Origin of the sequence: Streptomyces sp. NPDC012825 (assembly GCF_042900925.1) — a bacterium.
In the GTDB taxonomy this organism is placed as follows: Bacteria; Actinomycetota; Actinomycetes; order Streptomycetales; family Streptomycetaceae; genus Streptomyces.
This window is the reverse complement of record NZ_JBIBBZ010000004.1, coordinates 312569-325063: the sequence shown is the minus strand read 5'-3', so window position 1 is coordinate 325063 and position 12495 is coordinate 312569. Positions and strand designations below refer to the sequence as shown.

At 74.3% G+C, this 12495-nt stretch carries 13 protein-coding genes; 2 read left to right on the top strand and 11 right to left on the bottom strand.

Going from position 1 to position 12495, the window contains the following annotated elements; translation table 11 throughout:
• Positions 1–76 precede the first annotated feature (76 nt).
• Entirely contained in the window at positions 77–874 is a 798-nt protein-coding gene (locus ACFY7E_RS13055) for a VOC family protein (protein WP_389483989.1), read from the top strand.
• A gap of 19 nt (positions 875–893) precedes the next feature.
• On the opposite strand, the gene ACFY7E_RS13050 is transcribed toward ACFY7E_RS13055, so the two are convergent.
• From ACFY7E_RS13050 to ACFY7E_RS13005, 10 genes are all read right to left on the bottom strand, one after another.
• Entirely contained in the window at positions 894–1088 is a 195-nt protein-coding gene (locus ACFY7E_RS13050; protein WP_389483987.1) for a hypothetical protein, read from the bottom strand.
• A gap of 133 nt (positions 1089–1221) precedes the next feature.
• Positions 1222–1887 carry an ABC transporter ATP-binding protein gene (locus ACFY7E_RS13045; protein WP_389483985.1) on the bottom strand — a complete coding sequence of 222 codons (666 nt, stop codon included), beginning with the start codon at positions 1885–1887 and terminating at the stop codon, positions 1222–1224.
• The gene (locus ACFY7E_RS13040; RefSeq protein ID WP_389484232.1) at positions 1880–2908 is read right to left on the bottom strand and encodes an ABC transporter ATP-binding protein; all 1029 of its coding nucleotides are present in this window, start codon (positions 2906–2908) and stop codon (positions 1880–1882) included. Before ACFY7E_RS13040 ends, ACFY7E_RS13045 begins: the two co-directional genes overlap by 8 nt.
• Before the next feature lie 56 nt (positions 2909–2964).
• Complete coding sequence (locus tag ACFY7E_RS13035; protein WP_389483983.1) at positions 2965–3801, bottom strand: ABC transporter permease; 837 nt, start codon at positions 3799–3801, stop codon at positions 2965–2967.
• Positions 3794–4786 (bottom strand): ABC transporter permease, encoded by a 993-nt coding sequence (locus tag ACFY7E_RS13030; protein ID WP_389483981.1) that lies wholly within the window; start codon positions 4784–4786, stop codon positions 3794–3796. The genes ACFY7E_RS13035 and ACFY7E_RS13030 overlap by 8 nt, the downstream gene beginning before the upstream one ends.
• Positions 4783–6399: an ABC transporter substrate-binding protein gene (locus tag ACFY7E_RS13025; RefSeq protein WP_389483979.1), complete on the bottom strand. Its 1617-nt coding sequence runs from the start codon at positions 6397–6399 to the stop codon at positions 4783–4785. The genes ACFY7E_RS13030 and ACFY7E_RS13025 overlap by 4 nt, the downstream gene beginning before the upstream one ends.
• Before the next feature lie 152 nt (positions 6400–6551).
• The gene (locus ACFY7E_RS13020; RefSeq protein WP_389483977.1) at positions 6552–7637 is read right to left on the bottom strand and encodes an acyl-CoA dehydrogenase family protein; all 1086 of its coding nucleotides are present in this window, start codon (positions 7635–7637) and stop codon (positions 6552–6554) included.
• On the bottom strand, positions 7634–8836 hold the full coding sequence (locus ACFY7E_RS13015) for an acyl-CoA dehydrogenase family protein (protein WP_389483975.1): 1203 nt from the start codon (positions 8834–8836) through the stop codon (positions 7634–7636). The genes ACFY7E_RS13020 and ACFY7E_RS13015 overlap by 4 nt, the downstream gene beginning before the upstream one ends.
• Complete coding sequence (locus ACFY7E_RS13010) at positions 8833–9801, bottom strand: NADPH:quinone oxidoreductase family protein (protein ID WP_389483973.1); 969 nt, start codon at positions 9799–9801, stop codon at positions 8833–8835. The genes ACFY7E_RS13015 and ACFY7E_RS13010 overlap by 4 nt, the downstream gene beginning before the upstream one ends.
• A 67-nt stretch (positions 9802–9868) precedes the next feature.
• Positions 9869–10456 carry a helix-turn-helix domain-containing protein gene (locus tag ACFY7E_RS13005; protein ID WP_389483971.1) on the bottom strand — a complete coding sequence of 196 codons (588 nt, stop codon included), beginning with the start codon at positions 10454–10456 and terminating at the stop codon, positions 9869–9871.
• Positions 10457–10523: 67 nt separating this feature from the next.
• Here ACFY7E_RS13005 and ACFY7E_RS13000 point away from each other — a divergent pair, with 67 nt between their 5' ends.
• Positions 10524–11483, top strand: a complete 960-nt coding sequence (locus ACFY7E_RS13000; RefSeq protein ID WP_389483968.1) for an NAD(P)/FAD-dependent oxidoreductase — start codon at positions 10524–10526, stop codon at positions 11481–11483.
• A 178-nt stretch (positions 11484–11661) separates the two neighbouring features.
• Here ACFY7E_RS13000 and nadE read toward each other — a convergent pair whose 3' ends face one another.
• Positions 11662–12492: an ammonia-dependent NAD(+) synthetase gene (nadE, locus tag ACFY7E_RS12995; RefSeq protein WP_389483966.1), complete on the bottom strand. Its 831-nt coding sequence runs from the start codon at positions 12490–12492 to the stop codon at positions 11662–11664.
• Positions 12493–12495: the final 3 nt, after the last annotated feature.

The following is a 12495-nucleotide window of genomic DNA, read 5'->3' as shown; positions in this document are numbered from 1 at the left end:
CGGCGAGCGGGGTGCGGCGGCTCTGGCTAGCGTGGCTGGGAGGAAGCACGCCGTCGACCGGAAAAGAGTCACCGCCATGGCCGCACGAACCGAAGGCACGCCGGTCTGGACCGACGCGATGTTCACCGACGCCGAAGCCGCCAAGACGTTCTACGAGGACGTGCTCGGCTGGACCTTCGCCGAGGCCTCCACGGAGTTCGGCGACTACACGCAGGCCTACAGGAACGGGAAGGCGGTCGCGGCCGTCGTCCCGCCGATGCCGGGGCAGGACACCCCGCCGCAGTCGGCCTGGTGTCTCTACTTCTCCTCGCCGGACGCCGCCGCCACGGCGGAGCGGATCCGGACCGCGGGCGGCACCGTCCTGATGGAGCCGATGCGGATCGGGGACTCCGGGACGATGTGCCTCGCGCGGGACCCGGCGGGCGTCGTGTTCGGCGTCTGGCAGCCGGGCGAGCACCGGGGCTTCGAGCTGGAGGGCGAGACCGGCTCGTACGCCTGGGCGGAGGTGTTCACCCGGGAGCCGGAGAAGTCCGACGCCTTCTTCACGTCCGTCTTCGGCTACGGCTCGAAGCGGATGAAGGGCGAGAACGTCGACTACCGGGTCTTCGACCTGGGCAGCGACCCGGTTCTGGGGCGGATGACGATGTCGTCCGAGGACTTCCCGCCGGAGGTCCCGTCGTACATCCAGATCTACTTCGCCGTCGACAACTGCGACAAGGCCGTGGAGGCGGCGGAGCGGCTCTCCGGGCGGAGGGTCTTCGGGCCGATGGACAGCCCGTTCGGCCGGTTCGCGGCGATCCTGGACCCGCAGGGGGCCGCCTTCGCCGTGATCGACATGAGGACCACGGTGGGCGAGATGCCCGAGATGGAGTGAACCGCTTCGCGCCGGGAGGTCACGGCTTGAGGCTGGAGACCACGTCGGCGGTGGCGGCGACGCCCTCGTGGATGGTGGGCGCCATGCCGGTGCCGGCCAGGAAGAAGCCGAGCAGGGCGCAGACGATCGCGTGCGAGAGCTTCAGACCGCCGTTCCGCAGGAAGATCACGGCCAGGATCAGCAGGAGCAGCACCACAGAAATGGAAACGGCCATCGTCTTCACGTCCCTCCGACGCCGCATCGGAATTGCGGCTTTCGGCGGACAGTGTGGCGGAATGGGCGCTCCGTCCGGGCGTACGGCAGGGCGGCCATCCGGGTGAGATCCGGGCCGGGGCCCTCCTGAACGGTCACTTTCCGGCGGGCAGGCAGTCCCTCCACTCCACCGTGCGGTCGCACCAGCGGTCCAGGAGGACGCGGTCGTGGCCGACGGCGAGGAGGCCCGCGCCGGTCTCCGCGCGGTAGGCCTCGACGGCGGCGACCAGGGCGGCCGTGGTGGAGGCGTCGAGCATGGCGGTCATCTCGTCGCAGATCAGCCAGCGGGGCCGCAGGGTCAGGGCGCGGGCGAGGCAGGCGCGCTGGAGCTGGCCGTCGCTGACCTCGTGGGGGCGGCGGACGAGCAGGTCGGGGGTGAGGCCGACGGCCGGGGCCAGTTCGGCGAGGCGCACGGGTGCCTCGGCGCGGCGGCCGGTGGCGCGCAGCGGTTCGACGACGAGGTCGGCGAGGGTGAGCCGGGGGTCGGCGGCGGTGCGGGGCTGCTGGAAGACGACGCCGACGGCGGTGCGCAGCTCGCGCGGGGCGCGGTGGCGCCAGGCCCGTACCTCGGTGCCGTCCAGGACGAGCCGGCCCGCGTCGGGACGGTGGAGGAGGGCGGCGACCCGGGCGAGGGTGGACTTGCCGCAGCCGCTGGGGCCGAGGAGGCCGACGGACTCGCCGGGGGCGACGGTGAGGGAGGCGCCCCGGAAGACGGGGGTGCGGCGGTCGTAGCCGGCGGTGACGGCGTCGAGTTCAAGCACGGGGGTGCTCCGGGTGGTGGCAGGCCACCCCGGCCGTGGGCTCGGGGCGGGTGGCGCAGAGGTCGGTGGCGCGGGGGCAGCGCGGTGCGAAGGCGCAGCCCCCGGGCAGGTCGGTGAGTTCCGGGGGCATGCCGGGGATGGGGGTGAAGGCCCGGTCGGGGAGGGCGTCGAGCAGGCCCCGGGCGTAGGGGTGGCGGGGGCCGGTGGGTCCGAAGAAGCGGTGGGCGGGGGCGATCTCGACGATCCGGCCCGCGTACATGACGGCGACGCGGTCCGCGATCCGTTCGGCGGCGGCCAGGTCGTGGGTGATGAGGAGCAGGGCGCGGCCGTCGTCGGCGTGGCGGCGCAGTTCGTCGACGGTGCGGTCGACGAGGTCGCGGTCGAGGCCGGTGGTGGGCTCGTCGGCGAGCAGCAGCCGGGCGTCGCCGATGAGGGCGAGGGCGGTGGCGGCGCGCTGGGCGAGGCCGCCGGAGAGTTCGTGCGGGTACCGGTCGAGGTGGTCGGCGGGGAAGGCGGTCCGCTCGGCGGCGGCCTCGGCGGCCCCGCGCCGGGCACGGCGGGAGGCGCCGGTGAGGGCCCGTACGGTCTCTTCGAGCTGGGACCGCACGGTGCGGACGGGGGTGAGGTGGGCGGCGGGGCTCTGCGGTACGAGGCCGACGCGGCGGCCCCGTACGGTGCGGGCGAGGGTCTTCTCGCCGGCGGTGAGCAGGTCGACGGCGCCCCCGCCGTCCGTGGTCTCCCCGCCCGTGCCGGCCCGGCCGCCGGGGTTCGCGAGCAGGGCCGTGCCGGAGGTCTCGGCGTTGCCCGGGAGCAGGCCGAGGAGGGCGGAGGCGAGGACGGACTTGCCGCAGCCGCTCTCGCCGACGAGGGCGAGGCACTCCCCCGCCGCGAGGTCGAAGCCGGCGTCGCTGACGGCGTCGACGGTACGGCCGCCGCGCAGCCGGAAGCGGACGGTGAGGTCGCGGACGCTGAGGACGGCGTCCTCGGCCCGCTCGGCGGTGACGGCGTCGAGGGCGCGCAGGAGCTTGCTCTCCGGGGCGTCAGGGGCGTTCGGGACCTTCGGGGCGCGGGGCGCGTTCACAGCATCAGCTCCGATCGGCGGCGCGGGTTGAGCCGGTCGCGCCACACGCCCGCGAGTCCGGCGATGGCGAGGGTCGGCACGATGAGGAGGAGGCCGGGGTAGAGGGTGGGCCACCAGTACCCGGCGAGGAGGGAGGAGCGCGCGTTCTGCACCAGGTTGCCCAGGCTGGCCTGGTGGCTGGGCAGGCCGAGGCCGAGGAAGGAGAGCGCCGACTCGTGCCACATGGCGTGCGGGACCATCAGGACGGCGGCGAGCCCGGCCTGCGGCAGGACGGCGGGCAGCAGGTGCCGGACGGCGACGCGCCACCGTCCCGCGCCGCCCGAGACGGCGGCGTCCACGAAGGGCCGGGTGCGCAGCGAGAGGACCTCGGAGCGCACGATCCGGGCGGTGGAGAGCCAGTGGGTGACGGCGACCGAGACGATGACGGGCCAGACACCGGGCCGGAAGAGGGCGACGACGAAGATGCCGAGCAGCAGGTGCGGCACGGAGGAGAAGGTGTCCACGAGCCGCATGAGGGCGCGGTCGGCCCAGCCGCCGAGCGCGCCGGCGGCGGCGCCGACCGCGGTGCCGATGACGGTGGCGACGAGCGCGGCGACGAGTCCGACGAGGAGCGAGACCCGCAGGCCGTAGACGCAGCGCAGCAGCAGGTCGCGGCCGAGGTCGTCGGTGCCGAAGGGGTGGTCCCAGGACGGCGGCAGGAGCTTGCGGGAGAGGTCGACGGCCTGCTCGTCGAGCTGGACGAGCGGCGGCACGAGCAGTACGGCGAGGAGGACGACGCCGACGGTGACGGCGGAGGTCCACAACCGCAGGCGGTGGGTGCGCGGGTCAGCCATCGAAGCCCACCCTCGGGTCGGCCAGGCCGTACAGCAGGTCGGAGAGGAGGTTGCCGAGGAGGACCGCGGCGGTGGCGAGGACGGTGAGCGCGGCGAGCAGCGGGAAGTCCACGGAGGTGGCGGCCGTGACGGTGGCGGCGGCGATGCCGGGCCAGCTGAAGACGGTCTCCACGAGGAGGGCGCCGGTGATCAGCTCGGGGACGCGGGAGCCGACGAGGGTGAGCATGGGGAGCATTCCGGAGCGGAGGGCGTGGCCGGTGAGGACGGTCCGCTCGCTCAGGCCGCGGGCGCGGGCGCCGCGCACGGGGTCCTCGTCGAGGGCGTCGCCGACGCCCTGGCGGACGTACAGGAAGAACCACGGGAGCTGGGAGATCCCGAGGACGAGGGCGGGCAGCACGAGGTGGTGGGCGACCTGGTCGAAGGTGACGGTGTCGCTCGCGGTGTCGGTGAGCCCGCCGGCCGGCAGGACGCCCAGTTTCAGGGCGAAGAACCAGATGGCGAGGAGGCCGAGCCAGAAGGCGGGGGCGGCTTCCAGGGTGTACGCGACGGAGCTGACGGCCCGGTCGAGGAGGCCGCCGCGGCGGCGTCCGGCGAGGACGCCGAGGAGGGTGCCCAGCGCGATGGCCACGGCGAAGGCGGTGGCGGCGAGCAGGACGGACCAGCCGACGCGCTCGGTGACGACCTCGGCGACGGGCCGGCGCATGACGGCGGAGTCGCCGAAGTCGCCGGTGAGGGCGGCGGTGAGCCAGTCCCACCAGCGGGTGAGGAGGGGCCGGTCGACGCCGAGGTTGGCGCGGAGCTGGTCGAGGTTCTCCTGCGAGGCGGTGAGTCCGGCGGTGCCGGCGTAGGCCTTGACGGGGTCGAAGGGGGAGGCCTCGGCGACGGCGAAGACCGCGAGGGTGACGGCCAGGAGGACGGGGACGGCGGCCAGGGCGCGCCGTCCCGTCATCCGCGCCATGGCCCCCCAGGGGAGGCGGCGGTTCACTTCTGCGTCGCTCCGGCGCCCTTGGGCTTCCACGCCTCGACGTTCCACCAGGGACCGGCGGCGAGGCCGTGGTCGTGCGGCTCGGTCTGGGTGGACGGGCCGTCCCAGGAGTCGTTCACGACGTAGAGGTGGTCGATGTGGGTGAGGAAGGTGTAGCCGGGGTTCTTCACCAGTTCGCGCTGGACGGTGTCGTAGGCGGCGCGCCGCTGGGCGGGGTCGTTCGTGCGGCGGCCTTCCTCCAGGGCCTTGTCGACGGTCTTGTTGTCGTACCACGCCATGTTGTTGAAGCCGTCGCCGCCGAGGGAGGACTTCAGGAGGAGGTACTGGTCGAAGTCGGGGTCACCGGGCGAGCCGCCGCCGGCGAGGACGGCGTCGGTCTTCATCCGGGGCTCGATGACCTCCCAGGTGCCGGCCTGGGTCGTGATGTCGATGCCTGCCTTCTTGGCGTCGGAGGCGTAGGCGAGGGCGTGGTCCTGGCGGAGCTTGTCGCCGGAGAGGTACCAGAGCGGGAAGGCGGCGCGGACGCCGTTCCTGACGCGGACGCCGTCGGGGCCGGGCTTCCAGCCGGCCTCGTCGAGGATCTTCCGCGCCCCGGCGAGGTCGTGGCGGCGCTCGGTGCCCTTGGTGAACCAGGGGCTGTCGGTGGGGACGGGCCCGTAGGCGGGCTTTCCGGCGCCTTCGAGGATCTTGTCGACCATGGCCTCGCGGTCGACGGCGAGGTCGAGGGCGCGGCGGACGGCGGTGTCGCCGGTCACCGTGTTGTGGGTGGGGAGGGTGACCGTGCGGTAGTCGTAGGTCTTCGCCGTCCAGGTCTTCTTGGCCTTGTCGGTCTTGAAGCCGGCGGCGAGGTTGGGCGGCAGGATGGCGCCGTCGAGGTCGCCGGCGCGCAGCCGGGTGGCACGGACGTCGTCGTCCTTGATGATCGCCATGGTGAACTTCTTCACCCGCGGCGCGCCGTTCCAGTAGGTGGGGTTGGCCTTGAAGCTGAGCTTCTCGCCCTTGGACCAGCCGGTGAGGACGTACGGTCCGGTGCCGATCGGCTTCGTGGTGAAGGCGCCGGTGTTGACGTCCTGCTGCGCGGCGACGTGTTCGGGGGCGATGGCGTGGACGGTGCGCTCGGCGAAGGGCGCGTAGGGGTACTTGAGCCGGAAGACGACGGTGTCGTCGCCGACCGCCTCGACGCTCTTGAGTGCGTCGAGTTCGGTGCGGGAGGGGTTGTTGGTCTTCGGGTCGAGGATCGTGCGGTACGTGAAGACGACGTCCTTCGCGGTGAAGGGGACGCCGTCGCTGAAGGTCACGCCGTCGCGGAGGTCGTACGTGTAGGTGAGGCCGTCGGCGCTGACGCGGGGCAGTGCGCGGGCGAGGGCCGGCTTCAGCCTCATGTCGGCGTCGAAGGCGAGGAGGCCGTCGAATATCTTCGAGTTGCCGTCCTTGCCGTAGCCGAGGAGGGGGCTGAGGCTCTCGGGCTCGTAGGCGATGCCGACGACCGCGGAATCCTTGGACCCGCCGGCGCCGCCGGCGGTGGAGCCGGGGTTCGAGCAGGCCGCGGCGGTGAGGGCGAGGGAGCCCGCCAGTACCGTGGCCGCGGCGTTGCGGATGGATCGGGCGGTCATCGTGTCCGTACCCCTTTTGAAGATCAACTGTTTTTGCCAACGAGTTGCAATTAAACAGTATGTATAAGGGGTACGGACACGGGGCCCCTTACAGGGGGCGGAGGGGCGCCTCGGGGCGCCGGGAGGTCCGCCTACCGGAGGCCGGGGGTCCCCTACCGGGGCGCCGGGAGGTCCGCCAGGGCCGCGATCACGTCCTGGTGGCGGCCCGCCGAGCCGAACGCGATCTGATCGGCCTTCGCCCGCTTCAGGGCCAGGTGCGCGGGGTGCTCCCAGGTCATGCCGATCCCGCCGTGCAACTGGACGCACTCCTCGGCGGCGCGGACCGCGACCCCGGAGCAGTACGCCTGGGCGACGGCCACGGTGAGCGGGGCGTCCGGGGCCCCCTTGGCGAGGGCGTCGGCGGCGGCGCGGGCCGCCGCCCTGGCCCCGACGACGTCCAGCCAGAGCCGGGCCATGCGGTGCTTGAGCGCCTGGAAGGAGCCGACGGGCCGGTTGAACTGGTGGCGTTCGCGGGTGTACCGGACGGTGTCCTCCAGGCACCGTTCCGCGAGGCCGAGCTGTTCGGAGGCGAGCAGTCCGGCGCCCGCGAGGAGGCCGCGCCGGACGGCCGCGCGGGCGGCCTCGGGTCCGGCGAGCCGGGTGCCGGTGCCGGGTTCCGTGGTGACCCGGGCGAGCGGGCGGGTGAGGTCGAGCGGGGTCCGCGGCTCGACCGTCGCTTCACCGGCCGGTACGGCGTACAGGCCGTCGGCGCGCGGGACGAGGAGGACGTCGGCGGCGGTGGCGTCGGCGACGGCCGCCGTGGAAGGGGCGAGCGGCGGGTCCGCGTCCGGTGCGGTCGACAGGGGCACGGCGAGGACCGCGACCGTGCCGCCGCCCGCGACGGCGGCGAGGAGTTCGGCCGCCGGGGCGCTCTCCCCCGCGAGGGCGAGCAGGGTCTCGGTGGCCACCACCGCGCCGGTGAGGTACGGCAGCGGGGTGACCGCGCGGCCCAGCTCCTCCAGGACGACGGCGGCCTCGCGGTGGCTCGCGCCCTGGCCGCCGAGCCTCTCGGGGACGAGGAGTCCGGCGGCGCCGATGTCGGTCGCGAGGGACTTCCAGAGGCCGGGGACGTACGGGGTGTCCGTCTCGATCCGGTCGAGGAGGACCGTGTGTCCCGCCCGGTCGGCGAGCAGGGCGCGGACCGCCGCCCGCAGGTCGTCCTCGGTCTCGGAGTAGAGCAGGTCGGGCTGGTCCGTCATCGCGCGAGGTCCTTCCAGGCGACGTCCTTGTCGTTGCGGGGCTCGGAGGGCAGGCCGAGGACCCGCTCGGCGACGATGTTGAGGAGCACCTCGCTGGTGCCGCCCTCGATCGAGTTGCCCTTGGAGCGCAGGTAGCGGTAGCCGGCGTCGCGGCCGGTGAAGTCGACCAGCTCGGGGCGGGTCATGGCCCACTCCCCGTACAGCAGGCCCTCGTCACCGAGGAGTTCGACCTCCAGGCCGCTGATGGCCTGGTTGAGCCGGGCGAAGCCGAGCTTCACGGCGCTGCCCTCGGGGCCGGGCTCGCCGGCGACGAGCTGCTGGCGGAGGCGTTCGCCGGTGAGCCGCGCGACCTCGGCGTCGACCCAGAGGTCGAGGAGGCGCCGGTGCAGCGCGTGGGTGCGCAGCTCGGGGCGCTCGCGCCAGGTGGCGGCGGCCTTCCCGATCATGCCGCCCTCGCGGGGGATCCGGGCTCCGCCGATGGAGACCCGCTCGTTCATCAGGGTCGTCCGGGCGACCCGCCAGCCGTCGCCGGCCTCGCCGAGGCGGTGGGCGTCGGGGATGCGGACGCCGGTGAGGAAGACCTCGTTGAACTCGGCCTCGCCGGTGAGCTGGCGCAGCGGCCTGACCTCCACCCCGGGGGCGGTCATGTCGCAGACGAAGTAGGTGATGCCCCGGTGCTTGGGGGCGTCCGGGTCGGTGCGGGCGATGAGGATGGCCCAGCGGGCGAGGTGGGCGCTGGAGGTCCACACCTTCTGCCCGTCGACCACCCACGTGTCGCCGTCCCGGACGGCCCGGGTGCCGAGGGCGGCGAGGTCGGAGCCGGCGCCGGGCTCGCTGAAGAGCTGGCACCACACCTCCTCGCCGACCCACAGCGGCTTCAGGAAGCGGCGCTTGACCTCGTCGGAGCCGTACGCGAGGAGGGTGGGGGCGGCCATGCCGAGGCCGATGCCGATCCGGCGAGGGTCGTTGTCGGGGGCGCCGGCGGCGGCGAGTTCGGCGTCGACGACCGGCTGGAGGGCGCGGGGCGCGTCGAGTCCGCCGAGGCCGGTGGGGTAGTGGACCCAGGCGAGTCCGGCGTCGAAGCGGGCGCGCAGGAAGTCGGTGCGGTCGGTGGCGGCCGGCGGGTGCGCGTCGAGGAACTGCCGGGTGAGCGCCCGGAGTTCGTCGGCGCCGGGGGCGGTCGGGTGCGGGCCGGTCATGCGCGGACCCCTTCCGGGAGGACGACCAGGCGGCCGGTGGTGGTGCCGTCGGCGACGCGCCGGACGGCGTCGGCCGCGCCCGCGAAGGGGACGCGTTCCGCGACGAGCGGCTTGATCAGGCCCTTGGCGGCGTAGGCGGTGAGGGCCTCGTGGCAGCGGGTGATGGAAGCGGGGTCCTTCGCCGCGTACAGGCCCCAGTGGAGGCCGAGGACCGAGTAGTTCTTCACCAGGGCGTGGTTGAGGGCGGGGGCGGGGACGGTGCCGCTCGCGAAGCCGACGACCACGATCCGGCCCTCGAAGGCGACGCACTTCGCGGACTGCCGGTAGGCCTCGCCGCCGACCGGGTCGTAGATCACGTCGGCGCCCCGGCCGCCGGTCGCGGCCTTGGCGGCGGCGACGACGTCCTCGGAGCGCCGGTCGATCACCAGGTCGCAGCCGAGGGCGCGGGCGACGGCGGCCTTCTCGGGGCCGCCGACGACGCCGATGACGGTGGCGCCGGCCGCCTTGCCGAGCTGGACGGCCGCGCTGCCGACGCCGCCGGCCGCCGCGTGGACGAGGAGGGTCTCGCCCTCCTTCAGGGCGGCGCGGCGGTGCAGGCCGAACCAGCCGGTCTGGTAGCCGATGTGGAGCGCGGCGGCCTCGGCGTCGTCGAGCGCCTCGGGGGCCGGGAGCAGTCCGGCGGCGTCGGCGAGGGCGTGATCGGCGAAGCCGCCGTGCGGGAGGGCGGTGGTGGCGATGACCCTGCGGCCGTCCTCGGTCTCGGCACAGACCTCCACGCCGGGGGTGAAGGGCAGCGGGGGGCGCACCTGGTAGTGGCCGCGGCAGAGCAGCGCGTCGGGGAAGTTGACGTTCGCGGCGCGGACCCTCAGGAGGACCTGGCCCTCACCGGGGACGGGCGGTTCCACCTCTTCGCGGCGCATCACCGCGTCCGGTTCGCCGTTCTCGTACACACGCCATGCCTGCATCCGGAAGCCTCCTCCGTACCGAGCGGTCGGTTGCATACTAAGCGGTCGCTTGCAGCGAGGGAACCGGTCAGCCGGGCTTCCCGGGCCGGGCCCTGACGTGCATGCGCTCCCCCTGCGGCCCGAACAGGCTCAGGAACTCCACCGGGCCGTCGGCGGTCGGCCCGAACCAGTGCGGGACGCGCGTGTCGAACTCGGCCGCCTCCCCCGCCGTCAGGACGACCTCGCGTCCGCCGAGGTGGAGCCGGAGGCGGCCCGCGAGCACGTACAGCCACTCGTACCCCTCGTGCACCCGGGGCTCCGGGACCTCGTACGGCTTCTCCTGGATCACCTTGTACGCCTGGAGGCCGCCGGGCTGGCGGGTCAGCGGGTACATCGTGCGCCCGTGCCGCACGATCGGCTTGGCCTTGACCCGGGGGTCGCCCACGGGCGGCGCGCCGACCAGCTCGTCGAGCGGGACCTGGTGGGCGCGGGCGAGCGGCAGGAGCAGTTCGAGGCTGGGCCTGCGCTGCCCGGATTCGAGCCGGGAGAGGGTGCTCACGGAGATGCCGGTGGCGGCGGAGAGCTCGGCCAGGGTCGCCCCCCGGTCGCGGCGGACGCGGCGGAGACGGGGGCCGACCTCGTTCAGGACGGCGTCGATGCGATCGTCTTCGGTCATGGACCCAGTGTTGCAGGAACGGCAACATTGTTTGCGGCTTCGGCGGGACCGGAGCAGTCTCGTCCCCATGAACGCACACATGGAGCGGTACGCGTACGAGGTGGTGGTCGTCGGCGGCGGCGCGGCCGGGCTCAGCGCGGCCCTGGTCCTGGGCAGGTCGCGGCGGCGGACCCTGGTGGTCGACGCGGGCGAGCCCCGCAACGCCCCCACGTCCCACATGCAGGGCGTCCTCTCCCGGGACGGCATGAGTCCCGCCGCGTACCTGGCGGCGGGCCGGGAGGAGATCGCCGCGTACGGGGTGGAGTGGCGGGCCGGCCGGGTGACGGGCGCGGTGCCGGACGGGCGGGGCGGCTTCACCGTGTCGCTCGCGGACGGCACGGCGGTCGGGGCGCGGCGGCTCGTGGTGACGACCGGGCTCGTGGACGAGCTGCCGGAGATCGACGGGGTGGCGGAGCGGTGGGGCCGGGACGTGCTGCACTGCCCGTACTGCCACGGCTGGGAGGTCCGCGACCGGCCGTTCGGGGTGATCGCCCACCCGGCGATGCCGGCCCACCAGGCGCTGATGGTCTCCCACTGGTCCTCGGACGTGACCCTCTTCCTGCACACCGCCGCCGGGCTCTCCGGGCGGGAGGCGGCGCTGCTCGACGCGGCGGGGGTGGAGGTCGTGACCGGCGAGGTCGCCGGGCTCGCGGTGGAGGACGACCGGCTGACCGGGGTCCGGCTCGCCGACGGGCGGTTCGTGCCGCGCGAGGTGGTCTTCGTCGGGGCGACGCGCCTCGCGGCCCGGGACGGGGTGCTGCGGCAGTTGGGCGCGGAGAGGGACGAGACACCGTTCGGGGAGTTCGTCGCGGTGGACGGGACGGGCCGGACCAGCGTGCCCGGGGTGTGGGCCGCGGGGAACGTGACCGGCCCTCAGGAGCAGGTGGTCAACGCGGTGGGCCTGGGGTACCGGGCGGGCGTCGCGATCAACACCGAGCTGCTGCTCGGCGACCTGGAGGCGGCGGTGGACGACGGGGCGCCCGCCTGAGAAGGCCCTCGCCGGCGCGGTCGGCGATCTCCGCGCCGTTGTGGGTTGGTCGTGTCCGGGTCCGCTCCTGGCGGGGGGAGCGTGGGACGAGGCGCCGCCCAGCGGGTCGGGAACGGGTCGGGAACAGATCGAGGGCGGCGGCGGTCCCCCGGCCGCGCCGCCCTCCCCTTACGACCGGTCAGGGGGCGATCGGGAGCTGTCGCTTGTGCTCGGTGAGCCCGTAGCGGCGGACGATCGCGTCGAAGGACGCCTGGGGGACCGGCTTGCCCTCCAGGAAGTCGTCGATCTCCTCGTACGTGACGCCGAGCGCCTCCTCGTCGGGCTTGCCCGGGTCGAGGGTCTCCAGGTCGGCCGTCGGGACCTTCCGCACGAGGGCGTCCGGGGCGCCCAGCTCGGCGGCGATCGCGCGGACGCGCCGCTTGGTCAGGCCGGTCAGCGGGACGACGTCGGCGGCGCCGTCGCCGAACTTGGTGAAGAAGCCGGAGACGGCCTCGGCCGCCTGGTCGGTGCCGACGACGAGGCCGTTGTGGGCTCCGGCGACCGCGTACTGGGCGATCATCCGCTGCCGGGCCTTGATGTTGCCCTGGACGAAGTCCCGGTGGTGGGCGTCGCGGAAGACCACGTCGGCGGCGACGCAGGCCTCCAGGGCCGCGTCGCTGGCCGCCTTCACGTCCACGGTGAGGACCTTGTCGGGGCGGATGAAGTCGAGGGCGGCCTGCGCGTCCTTCTCGTCGGCCTGGACGCCGTAGGGCAGGCGCATCGCGTAGAAGACGGCGTCGTGGCCGGCGTCGCGGGCGCGCTCCACGGCGAGCTGGCAGAGCCGGCCCGCGGTGGTGGAGTCGATGCCGCCGCTGATGCCGAGCACGAGGGCGCGCAGCCCGTTGGAGGTGAGCTGCCCGGTGAGGAAGGCCACCCGGCGCTCGATCTCCGTCGCCGGGTCGAAGGTTCCGGACACCTGGAGGTCCCGGGCGATCTGCTGCTGGAGGGCGGTGGACGCCGGGTCGTTCACGTG

What these genes read in the sequence shown, in the direction of transcription:
- ACFY7E_RS13005 (WP_389483971.1), bottom strand. Translation starts at nt 10,456, where the DNA reads ATGACCGAAGACGATCGCATCGACGCCGTCCTGAACGAGGTCGGCCCC.
- ACFY7E_RS13050 (WP_389483987.1), bottom strand. Translation starts at nt 1,088, where the DNA reads ATGGCCGTTTCCATTTCTGTGGTGCTGCTCCTGCTGATCCTGGCCGTG.
- ACFY7E_RS13020 (WP_389483977.1), bottom strand. Translation starts at nt 7,637, where the DNA reads ATGACGGACCAGCCCGACCTGCTCTACTCCGAGACCGAGGACGACCTG.
- ACFY7E_RS13015 (WP_389483975.1), bottom strand. Translation starts at nt 8,836, where the DNA reads ATGACCGGCCCGCACCCGACCGCCCCCGGCGCCGACGAACTCCGGGCG.
- ACFY7E_RS13055 (WP_389483989.1), top strand. Translation starts at nt 77, where the DNA reads ATGGCCGCACGAACCGAAGGCACGCCGGTCTGGACCGACGCGATGTTC.
- ACFY7E_RS13000 (WP_389483968.1), top strand. Translation starts at nt 10,524, where the DNA reads ATGAACGCACACATGGAGCGGTACGCGTACGAGGTGGTGGTCGTCGGC.
- ACFY7E_RS13035 (WP_389483983.1), bottom strand. Translation starts at nt 3,801, where the DNA reads ATGGCTGACCCGCGCACCCACCGCCTGCGGTTGTGGACCTCCGCCGTC.
- ACFY7E_RS13025 (WP_389483979.1), bottom strand. Translation starts at nt 6,399, where the DNA reads ATGACCGCCCGATCCATCCGCAACGCCGCGGCCACGGTACTGGCGGGC.
- ACFY7E_RS13010 (WP_389483973.1), bottom strand. Translation starts at nt 9,801, where the DNA reads ATGCAGGCATGGCGTGTGTACGAGAACGGCGAACCGGACGCGGTGATG.